The 25,088-nt window shown below is 73.3% G+C and carries 24 protein-coding genes; 12 read left to right on the forward strand and 12 right to left on the reverse strand.

Annotated features, from left to right (window positions below; all coding sequences use genetic code 11):
* The first annotated feature begins 188 nt into the window (after positions 1-188).
* Both ACGF5T_RS15400 and ACGF5T_RS15405 read left to right on the forward strand, forming a co-directional pair.
* A complete protein-coding gene (locus ACGF5T_RS15400) occupies positions 189-1,793 on the forward strand; it encodes an MFS transporter (protein ID WP_356606118.1) in 1,605 nt (534 codons plus the stop codon).
* A gap of 101 nt (positions 1,794-1,894) precedes the next feature.
* Positions 1,895-3,085 (forward strand): acyl-CoA dehydrogenase family protein, encoded by a 1,191-nt coding sequence (locus ACGF5T_RS15405; protein WP_366768046.1) that lies wholly within the window; start codon positions 1,895-1,897, stop codon positions 3,083-3,085.
* A 44-nt stretch (positions 3,086-3,129) separates the two neighbouring features.
* On the opposite strand, the gene ACGF5T_RS15410 is transcribed toward ACGF5T_RS15405, so the two are convergent.
* Positions 3,130-3,567 carry a cell division protein SepF gene (locus ACGF5T_RS15410; RefSeq protein ID WP_356606114.1) on the reverse strand — a complete coding sequence of 146 codons (438 nt, stop codon included), beginning with the start codon at positions 3,565-3,567 and terminating at the stop codon, positions 3,130-3,132.
* A 289-nt stretch (positions 3,568-3,856) separates the two neighbouring features.
* Between ACGF5T_RS15410 and ACGF5T_RS15415 the strand changes: the two genes are divergently transcribed.
* The 4 genes from ACGF5T_RS15415 (at position 3,857) to ACGF5T_RS15430 (ending at position 8,445) form a co-directional block, all read left to right on the forward strand.
* On the forward strand, positions 3,857-5,029 hold the full coding sequence (locus tag ACGF5T_RS15415) for a DUF5685 family protein (protein WP_366768045.1): 1,173 nt from the start codon (positions 3,857-3,859) through the stop codon (positions 5,027-5,029).
* Between the two features lie 27 nt (positions 5,030-5,056).
* On the forward strand, positions 5,057-5,839 hold the full coding sequence (locus tag ACGF5T_RS15420) for a DUF1684 domain-containing protein (RefSeq protein ID WP_356606110.1): 783 nt from the start codon (positions 5,057-5,059) through the stop codon (positions 5,837-5,839).
* Positions 5,840-6,052: 213 nt separating this feature from the next.
* Positions 6,053-6,958: a S1 family peptidase gene (locus ACGF5T_RS15425; RefSeq protein WP_356606108.1), complete on the forward strand. Its 906-nt coding sequence runs from the start codon at positions 6,053-6,055 to the stop codon at positions 6,956-6,958.
* A gap of 404 nt (positions 6,959-7,362) precedes the next feature.
* Positions 7,363-8,445: a S1 family peptidase gene (locus ACGF5T_RS15430; protein WP_366768043.1), complete on the forward strand. Its 1,083-nt coding sequence runs from the start codon at positions 7,363-7,365 to the stop codon at positions 8,443-8,445.
* A gap of 102 nt (positions 8,446-8,547) precedes the next feature.
* Here the strand turns inward: ACGF5T_RS15430 and ACGF5T_RS15435 are convergent, their stop codons facing one another.
* A complete protein-coding gene (locus tag ACGF5T_RS15435) occupies positions 8,548-9,606 on the reverse strand; it encodes a DUF3533 domain-containing protein (RefSeq protein ID WP_366768042.1) in 1,059 nt (352 codons plus the stop codon).
* A 152-nt stretch (positions 9,607-9,758) separates the two neighbouring features.
* Here ACGF5T_RS15435 and ACGF5T_RS15440 point away from each other — a divergent pair, with 152 nt between their 5' ends.
* Entirely contained in the window at positions 9,759-13,313 is a 3,555-nt protein-coding gene (locus ACGF5T_RS15440; protein WP_366768041.1) for a DNA polymerase III subunit alpha, read from the forward strand.
* Positions 13,310-14,278, forward strand: coding sequence for a hypothetical protein (locus tag ACGF5T_RS15445; protein ID WP_356606100.1), 969 nt, complete (start codon positions 13,310-13,312; stop codon positions 14,276-14,278). The genes ACGF5T_RS15440 and ACGF5T_RS15445 overlap by 4 nt, the downstream gene beginning before the upstream one ends.
* A gap of 12 nt (positions 14,279-14,290) precedes the next feature.
* Here the strand turns inward: ACGF5T_RS15445 and ACGF5T_RS15450 are convergent, their stop codons facing one another.
* On the reverse strand, positions 14,291-14,665 hold the full coding sequence (locus ACGF5T_RS15450) for a cupin domain-containing protein (protein ID WP_356606098.1): 375 nt from the start codon (positions 14,663-14,665) through the stop codon (positions 14,291-14,293).
* Between the two features lie 93 nt (positions 14,666-14,758).
* Between ACGF5T_RS15450 and ACGF5T_RS15455 the strand changes: the two genes are divergently transcribed.
* Together ACGF5T_RS15455 and ACGF5T_RS15460 are read left to right on the forward strand one after the other, a co-directional pair.
* Entirely contained in the window at positions 14,759-15,205 is a 447-nt protein-coding gene (locus ACGF5T_RS15455; RefSeq protein WP_356606096.1) for a MarR family winged helix-turn-helix transcriptional regulator, read from the forward strand.
* Between the two features lie 173 nt (positions 15,206-15,378).
* On the forward strand, positions 15,379-16,242 hold the full coding sequence (locus tag ACGF5T_RS15460) for an alpha/beta fold hydrolase (RefSeq protein WP_366768040.1): 864 nt from the start codon (positions 15,379-15,381) through the stop codon (positions 16,240-16,242).
* A gap of 76 nt (positions 16,243-16,318) precedes the next feature.
* Here the strand turns inward: ACGF5T_RS15460 and ACGF5T_RS15465 are convergent, their stop codons facing one another.
* On the reverse strand, positions 16,319-17,395 hold the full coding sequence (locus ACGF5T_RS15465; protein ID WP_366768039.1) for a lytic polysaccharide monooxygenase: 1,077 nt from the start codon (positions 17,393-17,395) through the stop codon (positions 16,319-16,321).
* 177 nt (positions 17,396-17,572) lie between these two features.
* Between ACGF5T_RS15465 and ACGF5T_RS15470 the strand changes: the two genes are divergently transcribed.
* Positions 17,573-18,058, forward strand: a complete 486-nt coding sequence (locus ACGF5T_RS15470) for a GNAT family N-acetyltransferase (RefSeq protein WP_366768038.1) — start codon at positions 17,573-17,575, stop codon at positions 18,056-18,058.
* A 14-nt stretch (positions 18,059-18,072) separates the two neighbouring features.
* On the opposite strand, the gene ACGF5T_RS15475 is transcribed toward ACGF5T_RS15470, so the two are convergent.
* The 3 genes from ACGF5T_RS15475 to ACGF5T_RS15485 all read right to left on the reverse strand — a co-directional run bounded on the left by ACGF5T_RS15475 (position 18,073) and on the right by ACGF5T_RS15485 (position 19,774).
* Complete coding sequence (locus tag ACGF5T_RS15475) at positions 18,073-18,207, reverse strand: hypothetical protein (RefSeq protein WP_356606088.1); 135 nt, start codon at positions 18,205-18,207, stop codon at positions 18,073-18,075.
* A 138-nt stretch (positions 18,208-18,345) separates the two neighbouring features.
* Positions 18,346-18,864, reverse strand: a complete 519-nt coding sequence (locus ACGF5T_RS15480) for a DUF402 domain-containing protein (protein WP_366768037.1) — start codon at positions 18,862-18,864, stop codon at positions 18,346-18,348.
* Positions 18,845-19,774: a GNAT family N-acetyltransferase gene (locus tag ACGF5T_RS15485; protein ID WP_356606084.1), complete on the reverse strand. Its 930-nt coding sequence runs from the start codon at positions 19,772-19,774 to the stop codon at positions 18,845-18,847. Before ACGF5T_RS15485 ends, ACGF5T_RS15480 begins: the two co-directional genes overlap by 20 nt.
* A 71-nt stretch (positions 19,775-19,845) precedes the next feature.
* Here ACGF5T_RS15485 and ACGF5T_RS15490 point away from each other — a divergent pair, with 71 nt between their 5' ends.
* Positions 19,846-20,214, forward strand: a complete 369-nt coding sequence (locus ACGF5T_RS15490; RefSeq protein WP_366768036.1) for a GntR family transcriptional regulator — start codon at positions 19,846-19,848, stop codon at positions 20,212-20,214.
* Positions 20,215-20,279: 65 nt separating this feature from the next.
* On the opposite strand, the gene ACGF5T_RS15495 is transcribed toward ACGF5T_RS15490, so the two are convergent.
* The 5 genes from ACGF5T_RS15495 to ACGF5T_RS15515 all read right to left on the reverse strand — a co-directional run bounded on the left by ACGF5T_RS15495 (position 20,280) and on the right by ACGF5T_RS15515 (position 24,981).
* Positions 20,280-21,029, reverse strand: coding sequence for a DUF72 domain-containing protein (locus ACGF5T_RS15495; protein WP_356606080.1), 750 nt, complete (start codon positions 21,027-21,029; stop codon positions 20,280-20,282).
* Positions 21,030-21,044: 15 nt separating this feature from the next.
* On the reverse strand, positions 21,045-22,139 hold the full coding sequence (locus ACGF5T_RS15500; RefSeq protein ID WP_361017620.1) for a DUF5925 domain-containing protein: 1,095 nt from the start codon (positions 22,137-22,139) through the stop codon (positions 21,045-21,047).
* A 100-nt stretch (positions 22,140-22,239) separates the two neighbouring features.
* Entirely contained in the window at positions 22,240-23,013 is a 774-nt protein-coding gene (locus ACGF5T_RS15505) for a polysaccharide deacetylase family protein (RefSeq protein WP_366768050.1), read from the reverse strand.
* 94 nt (positions 23,014-23,107) lie between these two features.
* Complete coding sequence (locus tag ACGF5T_RS15510) at positions 23,108-24,109, reverse strand: glycosyltransferase family 2 protein (protein WP_356606076.1); 1,002 nt, start codon at positions 24,107-24,109, stop codon at positions 23,108-23,110.
* Positions 24,106-24,981 (reverse strand): glycosyltransferase family 2 protein, encoded by an 876-nt coding sequence (locus ACGF5T_RS15515; RefSeq protein ID WP_366768035.1) that lies wholly within the window; start codon positions 24,979-24,981, stop codon positions 24,106-24,108. Before ACGF5T_RS15515 ends, ACGF5T_RS15510 begins: the two co-directional genes overlap by 4 nt.
* Between the last annotated feature and the right edge of the window lie 107 nt (positions 24,982-25,088).

Raw genomic sequence — 25,088 nt, forward strand, 5'->3', positions numbered from 1 at the left:
TGCCACACGTGCGACGCGGCAGGTGTGAGGCCCGCCACGTGCGCGGTGGACGGTCTCGCGTACTCTGGCCAGTCACTCGCGTTCCGTTGCACGGCCCGGAGGCCCCGCTCCTCTCCGGTCGAGCCGCAGGGGAGTCCCCACCCCCGCGATGCCCGCCGGACGCGAGGGAACATCTTGGAGGTACGTGCATGTCCGGGACGACCACGGCTGCCACCGCGCTGCGCCGTCGGACGGCCGGGGCCGGTGCCAACCGCTGGGTCGTCCTGGTCGTCCTCTGCGTCAGCCTGCTGCTGGTCGCGGTGGACGCGACCGTGCTGCACGTGGCGGTCCCCGCCGTCACCGAGGACCTGCGGCCCGGCGCGATCGAACTGCTCTGGATCGTCGACGTCTATCCCCTCGTCTGCGCCTCGCTGCTGATCCTCTTCGGCACGCTGGGCGACCGGGTGGGCCGCAGACGCATCCTCCTTCTGGGGTACGCGCTCTTCGGCGTGGCCTCCGCGCTCGCGGCGCTCGCCGACAGCGCCCAGGTCCTGATCCTCGCCCGGGCGCTGCTCGGCGTCGGCGGGGCCATGATCATGCCGGCGACGCTGTCGATCCTGCGGCAGGTCTTCCCCGACCGGCGGGAACGGGCGCTGGCCATCGGCGTCTGGAGCGCCGTGGCCGCGGTCGGCGCGGCGGTCGGGCCACTGCTCGGCGGGTTCCTGCTGGAGCACTTCTGGTGGGGCTCGGTCTTCCTCGTCAACATCCCGCTGATGCTGGTCAGCCTGCCGGTGGGACGGCTGCTGCTGCCCGAGTCGAAGGGCGACGGCCGCGGGCCCTGGGACGTCGTCGGCGCGCTGATGGCGGCGGGTGGCCTGTTCGGGGCCGTCCTGGGCGTGAAGCGGCTCGGCGGTGGCGAGCCGGTGGCGAGCGTGCTCACCGTCGTGCCGCTGGTGGTGGGCGCGGCCCTGCTGATCGCGTTCGTCCGGCGGCAGCGGCGGCGCACCCATCCGCTGGTGGACCTCACCCTGTTCCGCCGGCCGGCGTTCAGCACGTCGGTGGGCTGCATCGTGCTGGCGATGCTGGCGCTGGTGGGTCTGGAGCTGATCGCCGCGCAGTACCTCCAGCTCGTGCTCGGGCTCTCCCCGCTGCAGACCGGGCTGCGCCTGGTGCCCCTGACCTTCGCGGCGATGGCGGCGGGGCTGGCGGGCGCCCGGATGCTGCGGCGGTTCGGGCCGCGGCGGATGGTGTGCGCGGGCTTCTGCCTGACGGCCTTCGCGGTGGTGCTGCTCACGGCGCTGGGCCGGACCGACAACTGCGCGCTGATGCTGACGGGCTTCGTGCTGCTCGGCTTCGGCCTGGAGACGACGCTGTTCGGGGCGTACGAGTCGATGCTGAGCGAGGCTCCGCAGGCGCAGGCCGGCGGGGCGGCGGCGATCGGGGAGACGTCGTACCAGCTGGGCGCCGGGATCGGGATCGCGCTGCTGGGCACCGTGATGAACGTGGCGTACGCCCCGGGACTGACGGGGGGCGTGTCCGGGGTGCCGGCGTCGGCCTCGGCGGCGGCGGGGCATTCGCTGGGGGAGGCCTACGAGGTCGCGGCGCAGCTCGGCGGGCCCGCGGGGGCCGCGTTGCGGCGGGCCGCCGCCGACGCGTTCGTGCACGGACTGCACGTGACGCTGGTGGTGAGCGCGGGGCTGCTGTTGCTGGGGGCCGCGATGGCGTTGCGGTTGCCGCGGGTGATGAGCTGCGAGGAGGAGGCGGTCTCCGTGCCGGCACCCCGGGACGCGGTGGAGTCCCGGGTCTCCGTGTGAACCCCGGGTGAGCATGGTGGACGTGCGGGACGCCGCACCGTAACGTCGGGCGGGAGAACCGCGACTAGCAGCGCTAGTTTTCCTGTCCCGGAGGGTGTTCCATGGCCGCGTCCCCCAAGCCGCCCGCGTTCGACCCCGCCGATCCGCTCGGCGTCGACGACCTCCTGGAGCCGGAGGACCTGGCGATCCGCGACACCGTGCGGGAGTGGGCCGCGGACCGGGTGCTGCCGTACGTCGCGGACTGGTACGAGAAGGGCGAGCTGCCCGGCATCCGGGAGCTGGCCCGCGAGCTGGGCGGCATCGGCGCCCTGGGCATGTCACTGAAGGGGTACGGCTGCGCCGGCGCGAGCGCCGTGCAGTACGGGCTGGCCTGTCTGGAGCTGGAGGCAGCCGACTCCGGCATCCGCTCCCTGGTCTCCGTGCAGGGTTCCCTCGCCATGTACGCCATCCACCGCTTCGGCAGCGAGGAGCAGAAGCAGACGTGGCTGCCGCGGATGGCCGCCGGCGAGGTCATCGGCTGCTTCGGGCTGACCGAGCCCGACCACGGCTCCGACCCCGCCCACATGCGCACCCGCGCCAAGCGGGACGGCGGCGACTGGGTGCTCGACGGACGCAAGATGTGGATCACCAACGGTTCGGTGGCCGGCGTCGCCGTGGTCTGGGCGCAGACGGAGGACGGCATCCGCGGGTTCGTGGTCCCCACCGACAGCCCCGGTTTCTCCGCGCCCGAGATCAAGCACAAGTGGTCGTTGCGGGCCAGCGTCACCAGTGAGCTGGTCCTGGACGGCGTACGGCTGCCCGCCGACGCCGTGCTGCCCGAGGTCACCGGTCTGCGCGGACCGCTCAGCTGCCTCACGCACGCCCGTTACGGCATCGTCTGGGGTTCGATGGGCGCGGCCCGCAGTTCCTTCGAGGCGGCGGTGGAGTACGCGAAGTCGCGGGAGCAGTTCGGGCGGCCGATCGGCGGCTTCCAGCTGACCCAGGCCAAACTCGCCGACATGGCGGTCGAACTGCACAAGGGGATTGTGCTCGCCCACCACCTGGGGCGGCGCATGGACGCCGGCCGGCTGCGTCCCGAGCAGGTCAGCTTCGGCAAGCTCAACAACGTCCGCGAGGCCATCGACATCTGCCGTACGGCCCGCACGATCCTCGGTGCCAACGGGATCTCCCTCGAATACCCCGTGATGCGGCACGCGACGAACCTGGAATCGGTGCTCACCTACGAGGGCACCGTCGAGATGCACCAGCTGGTGCTGGGCAAGGCGCTCACCGGACTCGACGCCTTCCGGTAGGCGTCCGGCGGGGGGGGGGCGGGGCCGTGGTGCGTGGCCCCGCCTCAGCTCTGGTTGAAGAATCCGTCGGAACGGTGCGCGGCGGGCTCGCCGCTGATGACCTGCGTGTCGGCCGGGCTCAGCAGGAAGACGCGGGTGGACACCCGCTCGATGGAGCCGCGCAGGCCGAAGATCAGGCCGGCCGCGAAGTCGACCACCCGCTTGGCGTCGGTGGCCTCCATGGCCGTCAGGTTCATGATGACCGGGACCCCGTCCCGGAACAGTTCGCCGATGGACCGTGCGTCCCGGAAGCTGTCCGGGGTGACGGTCGCGATGCGGCGGCCCTTCTCCTCGGCCACGTCCGAGGCCACCTTCACCCGCGGGTCCGTGACCCAGGCGTCCCCGGGCTCGGTGCCCTCGGTGTAGTCGTCGTCGTAGTAGCGCTCGTCATCGTTGTCGTCGACGAGGCCGAGCCACGCACTCGCCTTGCGTACCGATCCCATGGACGCCTCCTCTCACAGCGGTCTTTCGTGCTTCCGCATCCCTATGGTCATCCATGATGCGGACGTCGCGCCAAGTGGATAGACGCCGCGCGGGGGGTTTGTGACGGTACTGGTGCACAGCGAATCCGTCGAGAGTCCTTGTGTCCCAAGGGCCGTTTCCCAAACGGATGCTGACTGTGAGTGAAATATGATTCTTCCCGGCGGACGGGTGAGGGCGGGTGCGTACGGGTGAACCCGTCGGTCGGTACGATGCCGCAGCTCAACGTCGTACGAACCACGGGGGAACGTCGTGTTCGGAATAGTCAGGCCTTGCAGGCATCGGCTCGGGGAGAGCCTCACGAGCCAGTGGATGGCGCATTTGTGCGGGTTGTGTCTCGCTCTGCGCAAGGACCACGGGCAGCTCGCGCGCATCGTGACGAACTATGACGGATTGCTCATATCGGTTTTGACGGAGGCTCAGTCCGGGGAAAAGGGAACGGGTGCCGGACGGCGCACCGCCGGGCCCTGTCCGTTGCGCGGGATGCGCACCGCGTCCGTCGCCCACGGTGAGGGGGCCCGGCTCGCCGCGGCCGTCTCCCTGGTGCTGGCCTCGGCCAAGGTGCGCGACCATGTCGCCGACGGGGACGGGATGCTGGCCCGCCGTCCGCTGGCCCGGGCCGCCCGCCGGGTCGCCGCGGGCTGGGACGCCGCCGGTGCCCGAGGGGGCGGTGCCGTCGGTTTCGACACCGCCGTCCTGGTCGACGCCGTGGACCGGCAGGGCGGCATCGAGGCGCTCGCCGGGCCCGGCACACCGCTGCTCACCGTCACCGAGCCGACCGAGACCGCGACCGCCGCCGCGTTCGCGCACACCGCCCACCTGGCCGGCCGGCCGCGCAACGCCGGGCCGCTCGCCGAGGCCGGGCGGCTCTTCGGCCGGCTCGCCCACCTGCTCGACGCCGTGGAGGACAGGGAAGCCGACGCCGCGTCGGGTGCCTGGAACCCCCTCACCGCCACCGGGACCCCGCTCACGGAGGCCCGGCGGCTGGCGGACGACGCCGTGCACGGGGTGCGGCTCGCGCTGCGCGAGGCGGAGTTCGACGACGGGCGGCTGGTGCACCGGCTGCTCGTGCACGAGCTGGGCAACTCGGTCGACCGCGCATTCGGCACCGTGTCGTGCGCCCACGGCAGCCATCCGTACGCCCCTCCGGGCGCCCCCGGCGGCCCCGGTGTGCCGACGCCTCCGGAGCCGCCGCGCCGGGACCGCCGAGGGCTGCTCGCGGGGTGCGCGGTGTGGCTGGGGCTGGCGTGTACGTGCCAGATGTGCTGCGGCACGTACCACGACCCGTGGAGCGGGGAGGAGAAGCAGTCGTCCTGTTCCAGCGGCGACTGCGGCAACTGCTGTGAATGCTGCGACTGCTGCGGCAACTGCTGCGGCGACGACGGGTGCGGGTGCGACGGCTGCGACTGCGGCTGCAACTGCTGACGTACCCGGCATGGGAGGGTTGTCCGCATGACGACGGACGCATCCGACGAGTGGAAGCAGTGGCACGCGCAGCGCGTCGCGGCGGTGTCGGCGCCCTACGGGCCGCTCGCGCTGACCGGCACGTACTGGCTGGAGGACCATCCGGAGGGCCGACTGCCGGGCGTTCCCGGGAGGTGGACGGCGGACGGCGACGCGGTGCTGCTGCGGGCCGCCGGGGCGGACGGGCTCACCGTGGACGGCAGACCCTTCGACGGGGAGGTGCGGCTCACGGCCGACCCGGGTCCGGCGAACTCCCGCGTGACCCACGGTGAGCGGCACCTGGTCGTCCTGGTGCGCGAGGGCTCCTGGGGTGTGCGTGACTTCGACCCGGCCGCCGGGGCGCGGCGGGCCTTCGGCGGCATCGCGGCCACGCCCCACGATCCGCGCTGGTCGGTACCGGGGCGCTTCACGCCGTACGACACCGGGCGGCGCAGCGTGCGGGTGCCGAACGCGGACGGACGGGAGCGCGGGCTCGGCCTCGGCGGGGAGCTGGCCTTCGCACTGGAGGGGCGGGACCTCACGCTCCAGGTGAGTGTCGAGGAGGACGGCTCGCTGTGGGCCGTCTTCGCCGACGCCACCAGCGGGAGCACCAGTTACCGCTTCCGGTTCCTGCGGCCGGCCGCGCCGGACGACGAAGGCCGTACCACGGTCGACTTCAATCGCGCGCTGCTGCCGCCGTGTGCCTTCGCCGACCACTTCGTCTGCCCCTTCCCCCCGCCGGGGAACACCCTGGAGGTCCGCGTCGAGGCGGGGGAGCGCGAAACGCGCTGAACGCCGCCCCCGGGGGGCGGAGGCGGGTGGTTCAAAGGGCGACGGCCGAAAGGCACTCTTGCGCCGACCGGTCGTTCGGCCGAATACTCCAACCTCAGCGCTTGTCAGGAGCACGACGCGTCCGGAACCCGGACGCTGGGGCCCCTGGCTGCGCCTCACGGGCCCCCAACCCCACAGGAGGGGCCCCCGACTTCCCCCGTGGAGGAACGAAAAGTGAGGAACAAGCGCACCACCCCCCGCAGCGGCATCACGAGACGGACTCGGCTGATCGCCGTCTCCTCCGGCCTCGTGGCCGCGGCCGCGATCGCGATCCCCAGCGCGAACGCGGCACCGACCCCGGCCACCTTCAGCGCCGCCGAGCTCAACAGCGCCAGCAGCGCGGTGCTCAAGGCCGACGTCCCCGGCACCGCCTGGGCCGTCGACAGCAAGAGCGGCCAGGTGCTTCTCACGGTCGACAGCACGGTCTCCCAGGCCGAGATCGCGAAGATCAAGGAGCAGGCCGGCGACAAGGCCGGCGCGCTCACGATCAAGCGCACCCCCGGCACGTTCAACAAGCTGATCCAGGGCGGTGACGCCATCTACGCGAGCAGCTGGCGCTGCTCCCTCGGCTTCAACGTCCGGGCCAGCAACGGGACCGAGTACTTCCTGACCGCCGGTCACTGCACCGACGGCGCGGGCACCTGGTACTCCAACTCCGGCCGCACCTCGGTCATCGGCTCCACGGCCGGCTCCAGCTTCCCGGGCAACGACTACGGTCTCGTCCGGTACTCCGGGTCCGTCAGCCGGCCCGGCACCGCGAACGGCGTGGACATCACCCGTGCGGCCACCCCGAGCGTGGGCACCACGGTCATCCGCGACGGTTCCACCACCGGCACCCACAGCGGCCGGGTCACCGCTCTGAACGCCACCGTCAACTACGGCGGCGGCGACGTCGTCGGCGGGCTGATCCAGACCACGGTCTGCGCCGAGCCCGGTGACTCCGGCGGCGCGCTCTACGGCAGCAACGGCACGGCGTACGGTCTGACCTCCGGCGGCAGCGGCAACTGCTCCTCCGGCGGTACGACGTTCTTCCAGCCGGTCACGGAGGCCCTGAGCGCCTACGGCGTCAGCGTCTACTAGGCCGCTCCACCGGATCGCGACCGGCGGAACCCGAGCCCCCGCACACCGACAGGTGTGCGGGGGCTCTCCGTTGTCCGTGTCCGGCACCGGGGGTCGCCACCGCGTGTAGACGCACACGCGTGGCCGGGTGCGCAAGAGGCGAATTCCGGACAGGGCGGGATCCGGTCGGCCGGACCTCTGTTACTCGCCCGTAGCGTTTGCTGGTGCGTTCGCCGCACGAATCCTGCTGGAAGGGACATGAAAGGTGAAGGTCCTGTGACCGCACCGGTGTTGTCGTGCGCACGTCCTGAAGTCGACCTTGTGTGCCCCCTGTGTGTTCGGAAGAGTGAGCGCTCGTCAACCAGCCTTCCGGTTCGCGAGGTCCCCACAACCTCCCGGGCCGACCCCCCACAGGAGGACATGAGTTGAAGCACCGACGCATACCCAGGCGACGGGCCGCCGTCGTAGGTGCGGGCATCACCGCACTGGTCGCCGCGGGAGTCACCTTCCAGAGTGCGAACGCCAGCGAGGCCCCGAAGGCCTCCGCCCCCGAGACCCTGTCGGTCACGGCGGCCGGAAAGCTCGCCTCGACGCTGCTGGGCGACCTCGGTACCGACGCGGCGGGCACGTACTACGACGCGGAGGCGAAGAGCCTCGTCGTCAACGTGCTCGACGAGACCGCCGCACGGACCGTCGAGGAGGCCGGCGCCAAGGCCAGAGTCGTCGAGAACTCGCTCGCCGAACTGAAGAGCGCGCGCACCACCCTCGCCGAGGACGCGGCCGTCCCGGGTACCGCCTGGGCGACCGACCCGACCACCAACAAGGTCGTCGTCACCGCCGACCGCACGGTCTCCGAGGCCGAGTGGGCCAAGCTGACCAAGGTGGTCGAGGGGCTCGGCGCCAAGGCGGAGCTCCAGCGGACCAAGGGTGAGTACCGGCCCTTCATCGCGGGCGGCGACGCGATCACCGACGGCAGCGGTCGCTGCTCGCTCGGCTTCAACGTGACCAAGGGCGGGGAGCCGCACTTCCTCACCGCCGGTCACTGCACCGAGGGCATCACCAGCTGGCAGGACTCCTCCGGCAACCAGCTCGGCGACAACGTGACGTCCAGCTTCCCGGACAACGACTACGGCCTGGTCAAGTACTCCGGCGAGGTGGACCACCCGAGCGAGGTCAACCTCTACGACGGCTCCTCGCAGGCCATCTCCGGCGCCGCCGAGGCCACCGTCGGCATGGAGGTGACCCGCAGCGGCTCCACCACCCAGGTGCACTCCGGCAAGGTCACCGGCCTGGACGCCACCGTCAACTACGGCAACGGCGACATCGTCAACGGCCTGATCCAGACCGACGTCTGCGCCGAGCCCGGCGACAGCGGCGGTTCGCTCTTCTCGGGCGACAAGGCCGTCGGCCTCACCTCCGGCGGCAGCGGCGACTGCACCTCGGGCGGTGAGACCTTCTTCCAGCCGGTGACGGAGGCCCTGTCGGCCACCGGTACGCAGATCGGCTGAGCGGCACCGCGTCCGAAGCACGGCTGAAGTCCCGTCCCGCGCGCGAGGGGCGGGACTTCGGCGTGTCCGCGGACATGTCGTCCGCCCGCGGGCGCGGCGGTCTCAGCCCGTCTGCGTGGGCAGCTCCGCCTCCCGGCGCGCGCGGCGCAGCACGGCCGCCAGCACCGTGAGCACCGTCCCCGCGACCGCCCACACCCACAGCACCAGCAGGGGGACGGTCGTGTCGTTGCCCTTGAAGTAGGCGACCGAGCGGGCCGTCCAGGTGCCGGCGCCCGGCGGGAGCCACGGGCCGATCTCCCTCCAGAACGGCGGCAGCATCGGCAGCGGGAAGGCGCCGCCCGCGCTCGGGTTGCCCGCGATCACCACCAGCAGGATCGCCAGCCCGATGCCGACGATCCCGAAGACGCCCTGGAGGGCGAGGGTGGCGGCGCCCACGGCGAGGATGACCAGCGCGCCGAGCCCCCACAGGTCCACCACGCTGCCGGGCAGCGCGCCCAGGACCGGCCCGACGATCACCGCGCCGCCGAGTCCGCCGACGATCGCGACCAGCGCCATCACGATCAGCCGGATCGCCGCGCGGAGCGGGTCGGCCGGGCGGGCGCCGGCGCTGATCGCGAGGATCGAGGCGCACAGGTAGCCGCCGACGCACCAGCCCACGACCAGGTAGAAGGACGACAGTCCGTCGAAGTCCCGGTCCGAGGCGGGGGCCACGTCGACGGTGCGCACCGTGCGGCCCTCGGACCGCTCCGCCTGGGCGACGATCCCCTCCAGGGTGGTGGCGAGGACGGTGCCGCCGCCGGAGGCGACCAGCAGCGTGTCGGTGCGGCCGGAGGAGTCGGCGATCAGGGCGCCGTCGATCTCCCGGTTCTCGATCTGCTTCCGGGCGCTCGCCGCGTCGGCCACCGTGCGCGGGTCCAGCGGTGATCCGGGCAGCCGCTCCAGTCCGCTCACCGTCCGCTCGGCCACCGCGGGCGGCGCGACCACCCCGAAGGGCACGTCCTTCGGCTTCGGGTCGTGCAGCGCTCCCACGTAGGAGGCGATGAACAGCAGCTGGAGCGCGATCACCCCGAGCACGAGCAGGGTGGCCCGTGGGGTCACGGCGTCCTTCACCTGACCGAGGAAGGAGCCGCTCCGGGTGCCGGTGCCTGGGGTGTGCGACATGTCCCCACGGTCCGGGCCGACGGACGTTTGCGCAGGTGGGGAGGGGCCGAACGGATGTCGCACAAACATTCGAGGATGGGGGTATGGTGGGGGTGAAGTGGTTGGGAACAGACGTTCGATAAGGCGTCGGGTTCAAGGATCGGGAGGTGTGCGTGCCGGGTTTCACGCATCTGCACACCGTCTCCGGGTTCTCCGCCCGCTACGGCGCCTCCCACCCGGAGCGGCTGGCCGAGCGTGCCTTCGAGCGGGGCATGGACGCCCTCGCCCTCACCGACCGCGACACCCTCGCGGGGACGGTCCGCTTCGCCAAGGCCTGCGCGAAGGCGGGCGTCCGTCCGCTGTTCGGCGCGGAGCTGGCGGTGGCCGCCCCCGAGCAGCCCGAGGCGGACCGCACGGAGACCTCCGTACGCCGGGACCGGCGCCGGACCCCCGTGCGCGGCGGAGCCTTCGTCGACGAGTCGGCCCCGCGGGTGACCTTCCTCGCCCGGGACGGCGCCCGCGGCTGGGCCGACCTGTGCCGGCTGGTGTCCGCCGCCCACACCGCCGAGGGCACCCCGCTGCTGTCCTGGGCCGACAACCACGGGGCCGGCCTGACCGTCCTGCTCGGCCCCTCCTCCGACGTCGGCCGCGCCCTCGCCGCCGGCCGCCCCGACCGCGCGGCGAAGCTCCTCGCCCCCTGGCGCGAGGTCTACGGCGACGCCCTGCGCCTGGAGGCCGTCTGGCACGGCCGCGAAGGGACCGGCCCGGGCTCCCTGCGCCTGGCCGCCCGCACCGTCGGCCTCGCCGCCGAGCAGGGCGTCCGGCCGGTGCTGGCCAACGCCGTCCGGTACGCCGACCCCGGCCAGGGACCGGTCGCCGACGTCCTGGACGCCGCCCGCCGCCTGGTCCCGATCGACGCCACCGGGGAACTGGACTCCGGCGAGGCCTGGCTGAAGGACGCCGGCGCCATGCGCCACGCCGCCGAGCGGATCGTCGAGGCCGCGGGCTTCCGGCGCGACACGGCCCACCGCCTGCTGGAGCAGACGCAGGCCACGGCCGCCGAGTGCCTGGTCGACCCGGACGACGACCTCGGCATGGGCGCCGTCCACTTCCCCGAGCCGCACCTGGTCGGCGCCGGGCGACGCACCGCCCAGCGGGCGCTGGCCTCCCGGGCGGCGGCGGGCATGGTGCGGCGCGGCTACGACCGGCGCCGGGACCACCGGGAGTACTGGGAGCGGATGCACCACGAGCTGGACATCATCGCCCACCACGGCTTCGCCTCGTACTTCCTCACCGTCGCCCAGGTCGTGGACGACGTACGGCACATGGGCATCCGGGTCGCCGCGCGCGGCTCCGGCGCGGGCTCGCTCGTCAACCACCTCCTCGGCATCGCGCACGCCGACCCGGTCGAGCACGGGCTGCTGATGGAGCGCTTCCTGTCCAAGGAGCGGGTCGTGCTCCCCGACATCGACATCGACGTGGAGTCCGCGCGCCGTCTGGAGGTCTACCGCGCGATCATCGACCGCTTCGGCACCGAGCGGGTCGCCACGGTCGCGATGCCGGAGACGTACCGGGTGCGGCACGCCATCCGCGACGTCGGCGCCGCCCTGTCCATGGACCCGGCGGAGATCGACCGTGTCGCCAAGGCCTTCCCGCACATCCGCGCCCGCGACGCCCGCGCCGCGCTGGAGGAACTGCCCGAGCTGCGGCAGCTGGCGGGGGAGAAGGAGAAGTACGGGAAGCTCTGGGAACTGGTCGAGGGTCTGGACGCCCTCCCGCGCGGGGTCGCCATGCACCCCTGCGGGGTACTGCTCTCCGACGCCTCCCTGCTCTCCCGGACGCCGGTCGTGCCGACCAGCGGCGAGGGCTTCCCCATGGCGCAGTTCGACAAGGACGACGTCGAGGACCTCGGGCTGCTCAAGCTGGACGTGCTCGGGGTGCGGATGCAGTCGGCGATGGCGCACGCGGTGGCCGAGGTGAAGCGGGCCACGGGCGCCGAGGTCGACCTGGACTCCGTGCCGGAGGGCGATCCGGCGACCTACCGGATGATCCGCTCCGCCGAGACGCTGGGCTGCTTCCAGATCGAGTCGCCGGGGCAGCGGGACCTGGTCGGCAGGCTCCAGCCGTCGACCTTCCACGACCTGGTCGTCGACATCTCGCTCTTCCGGCCCGGCCCGGTCGCCGCCGACATGGTGCGCCCCTTCATCGAGGCCCGGCACGGGCGGGCGCCGGTGCGCTACCCGCACGAGGACCTGTCGGAAGCGCTGGCGGGCACCTACGGGGTCGTCGTCTTCCACGAGCAGGTCATCGACATCGTGGCCGTCATGACCGGCTGCGGACGCGGCGAGGCGGACCGGGTGCGGCGCGGGCTGTCCGACCCGGAGTCACAGGGGCGGATCAAGGTGTGGTTCGCCCAGCACGCGGCGGCGCGCGGGTACGACGCGGAGACGATCGGGCGGACCTGGGAGATCGTCGAGGCCTTCGGGTCGTACGGCTTCTGCAAGGCGCACGCGGTCGCCTTCGCGGTGCCGACGTACCAGTCGGCGTGGCTGAAGGCCCACCACCCGGCCGCCTTCTACGCCGGTCTGCTCACCCACGACCCCGGCATGTACCCCAAGCGGCTGCTGCTGGCGGACGCGCGGCGGCGCGGGGTGCCGATCCTGCCGCTGGACGTCAACACGTCGGGGGTCGCACACAGGATCGAACTGGTGTCTGAATCAGGTACGCCGCGCCGGCCGGGGACGTGGGGCCTGCGCCTCGCCCTCCTGGACGTGCACGGCATCAGCGAGGCCGAGGCGGAGCGGATCGCCGAGGGGCAGCCCTACGCCTCCCTGCTCGACTTCTGGGAACGGGCCCGCCCCAGCAGGCCGCTGGCCGGACGGCTCGCCCAGGTCGGCGCGCTGGACGCGTTCGGCGCCAACCGCCGCGACCTGCAACTGCACCTGACCGAGCTGCACCGCGGCGCCCGGGGCGGACGCGGTGACCAGCTCCCGCTGTCCGGCGGGCGCAGGACCGCGTCGGCCGGGCTGCCCGACCTCACCTCGGCGGAGAAGCTCAGCGCCGAGCTGGGCGTGCTGTCCATGGACGCCTCCCGCAACCTGATGGACGACCACCGGACCTTCCTGAACGAGCTGGGCGTGGTGTCGGCCAAGCGGCTGCGCGAGCTTCGGCACGGGGAGACGGTGCTGGTCGCGGGCGCCAAGGCGGCCACGCAGACCCCGCCGGTCCGCTCCGGGCGGCGGGTCATCTTCTCCACTCTCGACGACGGCACCGGCCTGGTCGACCTCGCCTTCTTCGACGACTCGCACGACACCTGCGCGCACACCGTCTTCCACTCCTGGCTGCTGCTGGTGCGCGGGGTGGTGCAGCGGCGCGGCCCGCGCAGTTTCAGCGTGGTCGGCTCCGCCGCCTGGAACCTCGCCGACCTGCTGGAGGTGCGCCGCGAGGAGGGACTCGAGGGCGTCGCGGCCCGGCTGGCCGGAGCGGGCGGGCCCCCGGAGGGCGGGCCCCCGGAGGGCGACTCAGGACCCGCGCGCCGCCGGCTCGCCGGGTCGGACGGGCTGCCCGCGCCGGCCGGGTCCGCCGCCCAGGACGCGATGGAACGGCAGCGGACCATCCGCATGCCCACGGGGTACGAGATGCACCCCTGGGCCGATCTGCGCCCCGCGGGCGAAGGGCCCGCGGGGGGAAGGAAGTTGTGGCACCAGAGTCCGGGGAGTGCGGGATGACCATTCTCTGCGTACGTTTCCAGCTGCCGCCGATGTACGAGGCGGCCCTGCCCCGCCTGCTGGGGCTGTTGGAGGAGTTCACACCGGTCGTCGAGGCGCTGCCACCGGACGGGGCGCTGGCCGATCTGCGGGGCGCCGAGCGGTACTTCGGGCGGGACGCCGTGGAACTGGCCTCGGTGATCCGCGTCCGCGCCCTCGCGCTGTACGGCGTCGACTGCGTGATCGGCGCCGGTCCCGGCCCGATGCTCGCCCGCGTGGCGCTGCGGGACGCCCGGCCGGGGCTGACCCGCGCGGTGCCCGAGGGCGGGGAGCGGGAGTTCCTCGCCGGGAAGCCCGTCGCCGCGCTGCCCGGCGTCGGTACCGCGACCGCCCGCACCCTGTGCGAGTACGGCCTCGACACCCTCGGCCGGGTCGCCGCCGCGCCCCTGTCCACGCTCCAGCGGCTGGTCGGCGCGAAGACCGGCCGCGAACTGCACGAGAAGGCGAACGGCGTCGACCGCGGCCGGGTCGTCCCCAACGGGATCTCCCGTTCCCTTGCCGCCGAACGCCCCTTCACCCGCGACGAACTCGACCCCGGCCGGCACCGCCGCGCCCTGCTCTCGGCCGCCGAGGAGCTGGGCTCCCGGCTGCGGGCGGTGGACAAGGTGTGCCGCACCCTCACCCTCACCGTGCGCTACGCCGACCGCTCCGCGACCGTCCGCAGCCGCACCCTGAAGGAACCGACCGCGCACTCGGCGGCCCTGACGCGGACCGCCTACGGCCTGTACGAGGCGCTCGGCCTCCAGCGCGCCCGGGTCCGCTCGGTCGCCCTGCGCGCCGAGGGCCTGGCCCCCGCCGAGCAGGCTTCCCACCAGCTCACCTTCGATCCCGTGGACGAGAAGGTCCGCCGGATCGAGGAGGTCGCGGACCGCGCGCGGGCGAAGTTCGGGCCGAGGGCGGTGATGCCGGGGTCGCTGGCGGCGTGAGGCCCCCGCGGGTCAGTTGGCCCACGGGGGAGTGAGCCGGGTGCCGTCGGCCAGCTCGGCCTCCAGGCCCACCGAGGTGGTGACCCAGGACGTCGCGGTCCGGTCGGTGGGGTTCTCGACGGCGAGGGTCGATCCCGCGTTGATGATCACCGTGTCGCCCGCGGTGACGCGCTCGGTGCGGCCGTCGAGGGTGATCAGCAGTTCGCCGGTGAGCAGGTGGAAGATCTCCTCCCGGGTGACGGTGTGCGCGGGCGCCCTCGTCCCGGCCGGGATCTCGCCCCGCCAGGCGCACAGCTCCCTGCTGCCGGAGCGAGGGGTGGCGTACGAGACGAAACGGGCGCCGTGGATCTCGTGGATCACGGCCTCGGACGAGCGGACTACGGGCATGGCGGACTCCTCGCACGGGATGGTCAAGCTGCTTGACTACCTTCCTATGGTCAAGCTGCTTGACCATGACGTCAAGGGTGTTTCAATTCCCCCGTGCAGAACTCCGACGCCATGGCCCTGTCCGCCGCCCTGCTCGCCGCCGCCGGCGGACTCACGCAGCGCATTCACGAGGGGGTCGTCGCCCGCGGCTTCGAGGGTCTGCGGCCCGCCCACGGCTTCGCGTTCGCCCGGCTCGCCCCGGACGGTGCCACGGTCACCGACCTCGCCGCACACCTCGGCATGACCAAGCAGGCCGCCAGTCAGCTCGTCGAGGAACTGGTGCGCAAGGGGTTCGCCGAACGTCGGCCGCACCCCGTGGACGCGCGGGCCCGGCTGATCGTGCTCACCGAGCGGGGGTGGGACTGCACGCGGGCCGCCGAGGAGGCGGCGGCCGAGGCGGTGCGTGCGTGGGCCGACGTCGTCGGCGAGGGCGAGGTGCGCGCGTTGCACGGCCTGCTGGCGCGGGTCGCCCCCAACGGGCCCGTACGGCCCGCCTGGTGACCCTTTATCACCTGCGTCGCGACCGGCGCCGGTTGTCACTGGAAGTTTTTACCGACACGTAACTTCACGTCTGCGCTACTCGTCCGTAACTTGATGAGTGAACCAGCATCCCGTGATCCGGATCACAGGGCGTCCTGCCGCCGCACTCCCTCGATCCGCAAGGAGATCACCCGATGCTGCCCTTCAGACGAGTGCTCAGACCCCTGGCCGCGCTGCTGCTGACCGCCGCGGCCGTCCTGGTCCCCGCCACCACCGCCCACGCCGCCGACGCGCGGCCCGGCGCCGGCTGGAACGACTGGTCCTGCCGGCCCTCCGCCGCCCACCCGCGGCCCGTCGTCCTGGTCCACGGCACCTTCGGGAACTCCGTCGACAACTGGCTGGGCCTCGCGCCCTACCTCGAAGACCGCGGCTACTGCGTCTTCTCCCTCGACTACGGCCAACTGCCCGGCGTCCCGTTCTTCCACGGCCTCGGCCCGGTCGAGAAGTCCGCGGAGCAGCTCGCCGCCTACGTCGACAGGGTGCTCGCCGCGACGGGCGCCGCCGAGACCGACATCGTCGGCCACTCCCAGGGCGGCATGATGCCCCGCTACTACCTGAAGTTCCTCGGCGGAGCCGACGAGGTGAACGCCCTGGTCGGCATCGCGCCCAGCAACCACGGCACCACCCTGTCCGGCCTCACCCGGCTGCTGCCGTACTTCCCCGGCGCCGAGGACCTGCTGGACGAGCACACGCCCGCCCTCGCCGACCAGGTCGTCGGCTCCGACGTCCTCACCAGGCTGAACGAGGGCGGAGACACCGTGCCCGGCGTCCGCTACACCGTCCTCGCCACCCGGTACGACCAGGTGGTCACGCCGTACCGCAGCCAGTTCCTGAGCGGCCCCGGGGTGCGCAACATCCTCCTGCAGGACCTGTGCCCCGTCGACCTGTCCGAGCACCTGGCGATCGGGCTCTTCGACCGCGTCGCCTTCCACGCGGTGGCGGGCGCTCTCGACCCGGCGCACGCCAGGCCCACCACCTGCGCCTCGGTCCTCGGCTGACCCCGGCGCCGGTACGCCGCGCGGGGCCTGTCCGACCTGAGCCGCCCGACAGGCCCCGCGCCCCCCGTGTCCCGGGTCAGCGACCGTGCCGGCCGCCGGTCTGCGCGCGGCGGCGGACCGACGCGAACAGCGCCGCCGCGCCCACCGCGAGGGCGGCGGCGCCGCCGACGGCGATGTAGGGCGTGGTGCTGTCCCCGCCGGTCTCGGCGAGGTTCTCGGTGCCGGCCCCGGCGGCCTTGACCTCGTTGGGCTCACCCGCGGCCGCCTCGGTGGCCGCGTCGGGAGCCGCCTCCGGGGTGGCCGGGTCGGCCGGGTCCACCGGGTCCGTCGTCGTCTCGGCGTCCTGGTCGCCGTGGCCGTGGTGCTCGATCGTCGACTTGTCGGCCGCGGCCGCGATCTGCTCCTCGGACGGCGCGGAGGCCACGGGAGCCGGGGCGGTACCCTCCGCGGTCTCCCCGCCCGACGCCGTGTCGTCCGCCGCACCACCGCCCGCGGTGGCACCACCGTCACCGCCGAAGGAGACGTCGGAGCAGGAGTAGAACGCCTCCGGGCTGTCCGAGCGCTGCCACACCGCGTACAGCAGGTGCTTGCCGGAGCGCTCGGGAAGGGCGCCGGAGAAGGTGTAGAAACCGCCCGAGGCGACCGGGTCGGTGACCGTCGCCACCGGGGCGGACAGGTCCAGGTCACCCCAGCCCAGCGGCTGCGACGGGTCGTACCCGGGCTTGGTGATGTACACCTTGAAGGTCCCCTTGTGCGGAGCCGTCACCCGGTACTTGAAGGTGTACGCACCGCTGCTCACGCCGGTGGCGGGCCAGTCGGCACGCGCCAGGTCCATGCCCTTGAAGGCCGGGTCGTTGGCGCTGCACAGCCTGCCGTCCGGAATCAGGTCCTGGTGCTTGCCGGCGGCGTTGCCGATGCGGATGCCGTTCCAGTCGTACAGCGCCTGCGTGCCGCCGGCCGCGACGGCCGCCTTGCACGCCGCGGACCGCGGGCTCTCGGGGCCCTCGGCGTGACACTGCGAGACCCGGCTGACCGGGTCGCCCATCGAACCGTGCGCGGCCGCGGGGGCGGCGGCCAGCGTGGTCAGGGCCAGCGGGGCGACACCGGCGAGGGCGACGGCGGCGGCCCTGCGGGAGACGGACGATGCGGGCATGGGGAACTCCTCGAAACGGTCACAGGGGACGTGGACTCCGGGCCGGAACCCGTGGGGGTGATCAGCAAGCTAGCCCCGGGGAACCGCGAAATCGCCTGCTGGAGGCGGGTGAGGGAGATCCTTATGGTCGCGTTAAGGGAGTGCTCAGGCTGGGCTCAGGTAGCTACCGTTCGCGGCATGACAGAAGAGCAGATCCGGCAGGCGGTCCCCGCCGACCTGCCGGCGGTGAAGGCCGTCACCGACGCCGCCTACCGCCCCTACATCGAGCGCATCGCCGTGGTCCCGCAGCCCATGGAGGCGGACCACGCGGCGGACGTGGCCGCGGGCAAGGTCTTCGTCGAGACAGCCCCGGACGAGCCCGGAGGGCGCGGGGAAGTGGTGGGCGTCGTGGTCCTGGAGGCGTGCGCGGACCACCTCTTCCTCGACAGCGTCGCCGTCCACCCCGACGCACACGGCAGGGGCGTGGGACGGCGACTGCTGCGCTTCGTCGACGCACGCGCGCGAGCGCTGGGCCTGCCGGAGGTCAGGCTCTACACCAACGCCCTGATGTGGGAGAACCAGAAGATCTATCCGAAGTACGGCTACGAACTCGTGGAGCGCCGGACGGACGGGCCCTACGACCGTCTCCACTACCGCAAGCGGCTGCCCCGCCGCGTCTCATGACGTGACCGGCCCGGTCAGCTGTCCGGCCACCAGGTGCGCGCGACGTCCTTGCGGACCTCCGGGCGCCCGGAGGGACGCTCGTCGGCCTCCTCGCGGACACGGCGGGCGTCGGACTTCTTCAGGGGCTTCTGCACGGTCAGACGGCGCATGGCTGCCTCCTTACGGATCCACCGGGTTCCGCGTTGTCACGGAGGTAGACCCTTTCCCCGAGACTTGCTCATCGATGCATTCCTGTCAGTGGCGGCTGTCACGTTCCCGTGCCACACCCGTGCCGTCGCCACCGGTCGTCACTGTGGGTGCCCGGGTGATGACAGCAGGTCGGTGAACCCCTCCCCGTGGGCCAGCCGCTCCAGTTCGTCCAGGGCGGCCACGGCGGCGGCAGCGGCCTCGGGGTCCCGCTCCGCCAGACCGCTCCCGGCGAACTCGTCCTCGTCCAGCCGCCGTACGTCCGAGCCGTCCGCGGAGCGCCACAGGTCCAGGTCGAGGTCCTCCACGACCAGCTCCGCGCCGGTGAGCACGGCGGGGCGGGTGACGTCGCAGTACCAGCCCTTCAGCACGCCCGAACCGGTCCGGACCTCCTTCACGGAGTACCAGCGGTCGCGCCAGTAGTACTCGGTGAACACGTCGCCCGCCTCGAAGCGCACGAAGCCGAAGTCGCGGACGCCGGCACCGGCCCAGGGGGCGCGGACGGCGAGGCGGGTGCCGTCGTCGTGCAGCAGCCGGCCCGCGTAACGGATCTTCGTGCGGCCCGCCTTGACCAGGACCACGTCCACACCGGTCGGTGCCTCAGCCGAGTTCGCGGACATACCGCACCTCCGTCGCGCAGACCTCGTACCCGAGCCACTTGTTGATCGCCAGCATCGGGCCGTTGTCGGTGTCGTTGCCCGTGAACGCCTCCGTGTACCCGGCGGCCCGGGCCCGGCGCAGGGAGTCGGTCTTGGTGAGCTTGGCGAGGCCCCGGCCGCGGTGGGCGCGGACCGTGCCGGTCATCGCGCTCGCGTAGCGGGTGCCGCCGTCGGTGTGGGCGACGCTGAAGGCGACGGGACGGCCGTCGGCCACCGCGACCGAGGTCAGTTCACGGTTCAGCAGCGGATGCCGCCAGGTCTCGGCGAGCCAGGCCTCGTAGTCGGTGAACTCCATGGTGACGTCGCTCGGTTCGTCCACCAGCGTCTGCGCGTCCAGCTCGAACATCGGGCGGGGGTCGTCGGCGAAGTCGGCGGCGGTGCGCAGTTCGACGCCCGCGGGCAGGGGCGGCGGGGGCGGGAGGGTGCCGTCCGCCAGGCCGAGGCGGAGGAAGTGCGCGGACCGCCGCCGCTCGTAGCCGTGCCGCTGGGCGAAGACCAGGTTGGCGGGCTCGTCCAGCACCCAGGCGAACAGCTTCCGCGCACCCTCGGTGGCGAGGTGCTCCTCGGCCGTGCGCACCAGCAGCCCGCCGGCGCCGCGCCGGACCCGGTCCGGGTGGACGTAGATGTTCAGGTACGCCTGCCCGGGCTCCGGGCTGTCGTGCACCAGCCCGATCTGGGCCGTGCCGATCACCTCCCCGTCCTCCTCCGCGACGAGGGAGCGGCTGCGGGCGTCCGGGTGGGCGTGGCGGAGGTGGTGGACGACGGCCTGTGGGGTCCACAGGATGAACGGCAGGGCGAGGTGCCGGACCCGGGCGAAGGCCGCGACATCGGCCGGGTCGTCACCGCGCAGGTCGCGTACGAGAACGGTCATGTGAGCGCACGCTACGGCGGCCGGGTGTGCGGTTGCCTCTCATTTTTCCGTGGGTGCGGGACAATCGCCGCGTGACCTTGAGGATCGACATCGACGACGGTGCCCCGCCCTACGAGCAGGTGCGCGCGCAGATCTCCGAACAGGCGCGGTCGGGGGTGCTGCCGGTCGGCTACCGGCTGCCGACCGTGCGCGGACTGGCCGAGTCCCTGGGCCTGGCGGCCAACACGGTCGCCAAGGCGTACCGGGCGCTGGAAGGGGACGGGGTGATCGAGACGCGCGGGCGCAACGGCACGTTCGTCGCCGCCGCGGGCCCGGCGGCGGAACGGGAGGCGGCGTCCGCCGCGCAGGAGTACGCGTCGCGGGCGCGAAGGCTCGGGGTCACCAGGGAGGACGCCGAGGCCGCCGTGCGGGACGCGCTGCGGGCGGTCTACGGGGGCTGAGCGCCGCCCGGCCAGGGCCGGCGGGGGCCGCGGCGCGCCGGGGTGCGTCACGCGGTTCCCCGTCCTCAGGGCGTGCGCGTGACCGTGAGGTCCGACGCCCGCGCCAGCCGGGCGAGGACCCGCGCGTCCCGCACGGCCGCCGCGTTCGGGTCGTTGTTGAAGTACGCGTACACGTCCTGGTGCGGCCAGGTGTCCTGGATGCGCGCGACCCAGGTCGCCAGGGACCGGCGGCCGTAGCGCGGCCAGGCGGCGGCCCGCCCCTGGTGGAAGCGGACGTAGCCCCAGTCGGTGGTGCGCCACAGCGGGGCCACCGGCCTGGCCCGGACGTCGGCCCAGCACAGCGCCGCGCCCCGGGACTCCAGGACGCCCCGCACCTCGGGCGTCCACCAGGACTCGTGCCGTGGTTCCACCGCGACCCGCGTGCCGGGCGGGAAGCACGCGAGGCAGGCGTCCAGCAGCCCCGCGTCGCCCCGCAGCGTCGGCGGCAGTTGCAGCAGGACGGGACCGAGGCGGTCACCCAGGCCGGCCGCGTGGGTCATCAGCCGGCCGACCGGTTCCGCCGGGTCCCGCAGGCGCTTGATGTGCGTGAGGTAGCGGCTCGCCTTGACCGCGACCACGAAGTCGGCCGGCACCCGCTCGCGCCACGCCTCGAAGGTCTCCCGCGTCGGCAGCCGGTAGAACGCGTTGTTGATCTCGACCGTCGCGAAACCGGCCGCGTACCGCTCCAGCCACAGCCGCACGGGCAGTCCGGCCGGGTACAGGACGTCCCGCCAGTCCCGGTACTGCCAGCCCGACGTGCCGACGAACAGGGTCATGCCCCCATCAAACAGCTAGAGGTAGAGTCCCGCGTCCGCACCGGCCCGCGGCTCCGGCAGCGCGGTCGGCGAGGTCCCCCGGCGCAGCGCGTACAACTCCGCCAGGGTGGCGCCCTCGCGGCCCACGCCCTCCTCGCTGCCGAGCCAGCCCACCGCCTCCCGGCGGGTCAGCGGTCCGACCTCGATACGGGCCAGGCAGCGGCCGGGCCGGACCACGGCGGGGTGCAGACGCTCCAGGTCCTCGTTGGTCGTCACGCCGACCAGGACGTTGCGGCCCTGGCCGAGCAGCCCGTCCGTGAGGTTCAGCAGCCGGGAGAGGGCCTGGCCCGCGGTGTGCTTGGCCTCGCCGCGGATCAGCTCGTCGCAGTCCTCCAGCAGCAGCAGCCGCCAGCGCGCCTTGCCCGTCGCGTCCTCCTCGCCGATGGCGATGTCCATCAGGTAGCCGACGTCGGAGAAGAGCCGCTCCGGGTCGAGCACGCAGTCCACCTGGCACCAGTCCCGCCAGGACCGGGCCAGGGTGCGCAGCGCCGACGTCTTGCCGGTGCCCGGCGGCCCGTGCAGGAGCAGCAGCCGGCCCGCGATGTCCTCGGGGGTGGTCTTCATCAGGCCGTCCATCGCCTCCGCGACCGGGGCGGTGTAGTTGGCCCGGACCTCGTCCCAGGTGCCCGCGGAGATCTGCCGGGTGGTGCGGTGCGGGCCGCGGCGCGGGGAGACGTACCAGAAGCCCATCGTGACGTTCTCCGGCTGCGGCTCGGGTTCGTCCGCGGCACCGTCCGTGGCGTCGGCGAGCACCTTCTCGGCCAGCTCGGCGCTGGTCGCCGTCACCGTGACGTCGGCGCCCCGGCTCCAGCGCGAGATCAGCAGCGTCCAGCCGTCGCCCTCGGCCAGGGTCGCGCTGCGGTCGTCGTCGCGGGCGAGCCGCAGGACGCGCGCGCCGGGCGGCAGCAGGGTCGCACCGGACCGCACCCGGTCGATGTTCGCCGCATGGGCGAAGGGCTGCTCACCCGTGGCGAAACGGCCGAGGAACAGCGCGTCGACGACGTCGGAGGGCGAGTCGCTGTCGTCGACGTTGAGCCTGATCGGCAGGGCGTCGTGCGGGTTCACGGACATGCCGCCATGATCCGGCACGCGGCCGCCGCGTGCACCCGCTTTCCCGGGGACACGCGGCACCCGCGGCGTGGCGCGGCGTGGCGGACCGACGGCCGGCGGTTCAGGCGCCGGCCCTCGACGACCACCCCCGCACCTGCCGTGCCCGGCGGAGCACGGCGTACCCCTTGGTGAGCGCCCGGTCCCGCGCGAAGGTGCGGGCGATCGCCCGGCCCTCGACCAGCCGGGCGAACTCGTCCGGCCCCGTGCCGCGCCGCACGGTGACCCGCCGCAGGGCGTACGGGCCCTGGGCACGGCGCGCCAGGCCGTTGCCGACGGCGAGCGCCTGCGCGTATCCCGTCTCGCGCACCGCCCGCCGCACCCGGCGGTCGGAGTACCCGTAGGGATAGGCGAAGGAGACGGGCGCCGCGCCCACCTGGTCGGCGACGATCTCCCTGCAGTGGATCAGCTCGAACCGCAGCCGCTCCTCGCCGAGTTGGTCGAGCTGCGGGTGGGTGTGGCTGTGCCCGCCGATCTCCACGCCGGCGGCGGCCAGTTCCCGGACCTGGTCCCAGCCGAGCATGGTGTCCAGGGCCGCGCCGGTGTCGTACGGCCCCCGCAGCCAGCCCGTGGAGACGAACAGGGTGGCCGGGAAGCCGTACTCGGCCAGGACGGGCAGGGCGTGCCGGTGGACGCCCTCGTAGCCGTCGTCGAAGGTGATGAGGACGGGCCGCCTCGGCAGCGGGCGCCCGGAGCGCCACGCGGCGGCCAGCTCCGCCGTGCCGAGGGGGGTCAGGCCCCGGTCGGCGATCGCCGCCATCTGCTCGGCGAACGCCCGCGGGGCCACCGACAGGGCGCGGGTGGCGTCGCGGGGATCGGTCGCGACCGCGTGGTACATGAGGACCGGCACGCGCGCGTCGTCCTCGTGGGCGTCGGCCACGCGCGCGTCGTCCTCGTGGGCGTCGGCCACGCGCGCGTCGGCCTCGTGGGCGTCAGCCACGCGCGCCCCCTTCCACCGGCGCCGCGGAGAAGGTGGTCCCGCCCCGCCGCGCCCGAACCGTCCCCACCAGGTAGCCGCCCGTCGCCGTGAGCACCCCGGCGACGATCGCGCCCGCCCGTCCCGCGCCGCCCGGCCGGGCCAGCAGGGCGTCGCGCAGCCCGCGCGCCACCCCGGCCGGCAGCACCCGGGTGGCGTAGCGGCGCTCGGACTCCAGTCCCTTGTCCGCGCCGACGCTGCGCGCCACCAGTGCCTTGGACAGCCCCTCGGCCCAGGTGCGGGTGCGGAAGTAGCCGAAGTGCTCGCGCACCCCGGGCACCCGGTGGTGGATCACCGCGCGGTCGTCGATCAGCAGGACGGCGTCGGGGCGGGCGCGGGTGAGCCGGATGCACAGCTCGGTCTCCTCGCAGCCCAGCGGCCGCTTGTCACCGTCGCGCCCGATGCCGGTGGCGAAGCCGCCCGCCGCCTCGAACGCCTCGCGCCGGAAGGAGGCGTTGCCGCCCAGCACGTTGCGCACCCGGACCCGGCCGGGCGGCAGACCCCGGTACGTGCAGCCCACCACCCAGTCGAACTCCTCGGGGAACCAGACGGGCCGGCGTCCCGACGCCCAGACGGGTTCGGTGCGTCCGCCGACGGCCATCACACGCGGGTCGGCGTATCCCTCGGTGAGGTGCCGCAGCCAGTCGCGCTCGGCCACGGCGTCGTCGTCGAGGAAGGCGATCACCTCTCCGCGGGAGGCGGCGATGCCGGTGTTGCGGCCGGCGGACAGGCCGCGGGGGCCCGCGTTGGCGAGCACCCGCACCTCCCCGCTCTCCTCGTACTCCCGCGACAGCCGGTCCCTCAGCGCCTCGTTGTGGTCGACGACCAGCAGCGTCTCGCGGGCCCGGCGGGACTGCGCCCGCACCGAGGAGACCGCCGCGAGGATGTCCTCCCAGCGGTCCTCGGTGTAGACGCAGATCACGACGGAGATCGTGAGCGAGGCGTCGGGACCGCTCAAGACGCCTTCCTCCGGACCGCGCCGACCGGGCCCACCGCACCCACCGGGCCGACCGCCCCGACGGGGCCGAGCGTCGGCGAGTGCGTACGGCTGCGCAGGGCACGCCGGTTGGAACGCTCGTCGAGGATGACTCTGAGGACGCGCAGGCCGTCCCGGACGGCACGCAGGTTGCTGACGCCGTGGATGCGCAGGTACTCGTGGCTGGGGATCTCCTGGACCTTCAGGCCGGCCTTGACGACCCGGATGTTCATCAGGGTCTCCACCTCGAAGCCGGTGCAGTCGAGGTCGATCTTGTCCAGGCAGTGCCGCCAGAAGGCGTTGTAGCCGTAGCAGAGGTCGGTGTAGCGGGCGCCGAACTTCCGGTTGACCACCGCGCACAGGGCGCGGTTGCCGAGCTTGCGGATGAAGGTCATGTCGTCGGTGCCGCCGCCGTTGGCGAAGCGGGAGCCCTTGGCGAAGTCCGCGCCGGAGACGAGGGCGGAGACGTACGAGACGATCTCCTGGCCGTCGGCCGAGCCGTCGGCGTCGACCATCACGATGATGTCCCCGGTGCACGCCTCGAAGCCGGTGATCAGCGCGTCCCCCTTGCCCTTGCCGCGCTGCTCGACCACCTTGACGTCCGGCCGCAGGTCCCGTGCGACCCGCACCGTGTCGTCGGTGGAGTTGCCGTCCACCAGGACGACCTCGTGGATCCAGTCGGGCAGCGTCTTGAAGACGTAGGGAAGGTTCTCCGCCTCGTTCATGGCGGGTATGACCACGCTCACCGGCGGTGCTATCGCCAGGTGCGAGGAGACGGGCCGGTACTTCTCGGCCGCTGACGGATCGGGTGACGGATCGTTGCCCGTCGACGCCGGCTGCAGAACTGAGCTCATGAGTCTGGTCCCTCTCGTCCGGCGGACCGCCCGCCCCAGGGGCGGTCCGGCTCTGTGTCCGGTTCGAAAGGGGGGTTCTCGCCCCCACGGCACGGCGGAGTGGAACT

Source organism: Streptomyces sp. NPDC047853, from assembly GCF_043204535.1.
Taxonomy (GTDB): Bacteria; Actinomycetota; Actinomycetes; order Streptomycetales; family Streptomycetaceae; genus Streptomyces.

Excerpts from the sequence above, each read along its gene's own strand:
- ACGF5T_RS15445 (WP_356606100.1), top strand. The coding sequence starts at position 13,310 with ATGACCATTCTCTGCGTACGTTTCCAGCTGCCGCCGATGTACGAGGCG.
- ACGF5T_RS15480 (WP_366768037.1), bottom strand. The coding sequence starts at position 18,864 with ATGTCCGCGAACTCGGCTGAGGCACCGACCGGTGTGGACGTGGTCCTG.
- ACGF5T_RS15515 (WP_366768035.1), bottom strand. The coding sequence starts at position 24,981 with ATGAGCTCAGTTCTGCAGCCGGCGTCGACGGGCAACGATCCGTCACCC.
- ACGF5T_RS15435 (WP_366768042.1), bottom strand. The coding sequence starts at position 9,606 with ATGTCGCACACCCCAGGCACCGGCACCCGGAGCGGCTCCTTCCTCGGT.
- ACGF5T_RS15500 (WP_361017620.1), bottom strand. The coding sequence starts at position 22,139 with ATGTCCGTGAACCCGCACGACGCCCTGCCGATCAGGCTCAACGTCGAC.
- ACGF5T_RS15460 (WP_366768040.1), top strand. The coding sequence starts at position 15,379 with ATGCTGCCCTTCAGACGAGTGCTCAGACCCCTGGCCGCGCTGCTGCTG.
- ACGF5T_RS15485 (WP_356606084.1), bottom strand. The coding sequence starts at position 19,774 with ATGACCGTTCTCGTACGCGACCTGCGCGGTGACGACCCGGCCGATGTC.
- ACGF5T_RS15495 (WP_356606080.1), bottom strand. The coding sequence starts at position 21,029 with ATGACCCTGTTCGTCGGCACGTCGGGCTGGCAGTACCGGGACTGGCGG.
- ACGF5T_RS15470 (WP_366768038.1), top strand. The coding sequence starts at position 17,573 with ATGACAGAAGAGCAGATCCGGCAGGCGGTCCCCGCCGACCTGCCGGCG.
- ACGF5T_RS15420 (WP_356606110.1), top strand. The coding sequence starts at position 5,057 with ATGACGACGGACGCATCCGACGAGTGGAAGCAGTGGCACGCGCAGCGC.
- ACGF5T_RS15405 (WP_366768046.1), top strand. The coding sequence starts at position 1,895 with ATGGCCGCGTCCCCCAAGCCGCCCGCGTTCGACCCCGCCGATCCGCTC.
- ACGF5T_RS15465 (WP_366768039.1), bottom strand. The coding sequence starts at position 17,395 with ATGCCCGCATCGTCCGTCTCCCGCAGGGCCGCCGCCGTCGCCCTCGCC.
- ACGF5T_RS15505 (WP_366768050.1), bottom strand. The coding sequence starts at position 23,013 with ATGTACCACGCGGTCGCGACCGATCCCCGCGACGCCACCCGCGCCCTG.
- ACGF5T_RS15400 (WP_356606118.1), top strand. The coding sequence starts at position 189 with ATGTCCGGGACGACCACGGCTGCCACCGCGCTGCGCCGTCGGACGGCC.
- ACGF5T_RS15410 (WP_356606114.1), bottom strand. The coding sequence starts at position 3,567 with ATGGGATCGGTACGCAAGGCGAGTGCGTGGCTCGGCCTCGTCGACGAC.
- ACGF5T_RS15475 (WP_356606088.1), bottom strand. The coding sequence starts at position 18,207 with ATGCGCCGTCTGACCGTGCAGAAGCCCCTGAAGAAGTCCGACGCCCGC.
- ACGF5T_RS15450 (WP_356606098.1), bottom strand. The coding sequence starts at position 14,665 with ATGCCCGTAGTCCGCTCGTCCGAGGCCGTGATCCACGAGATCCACGGC.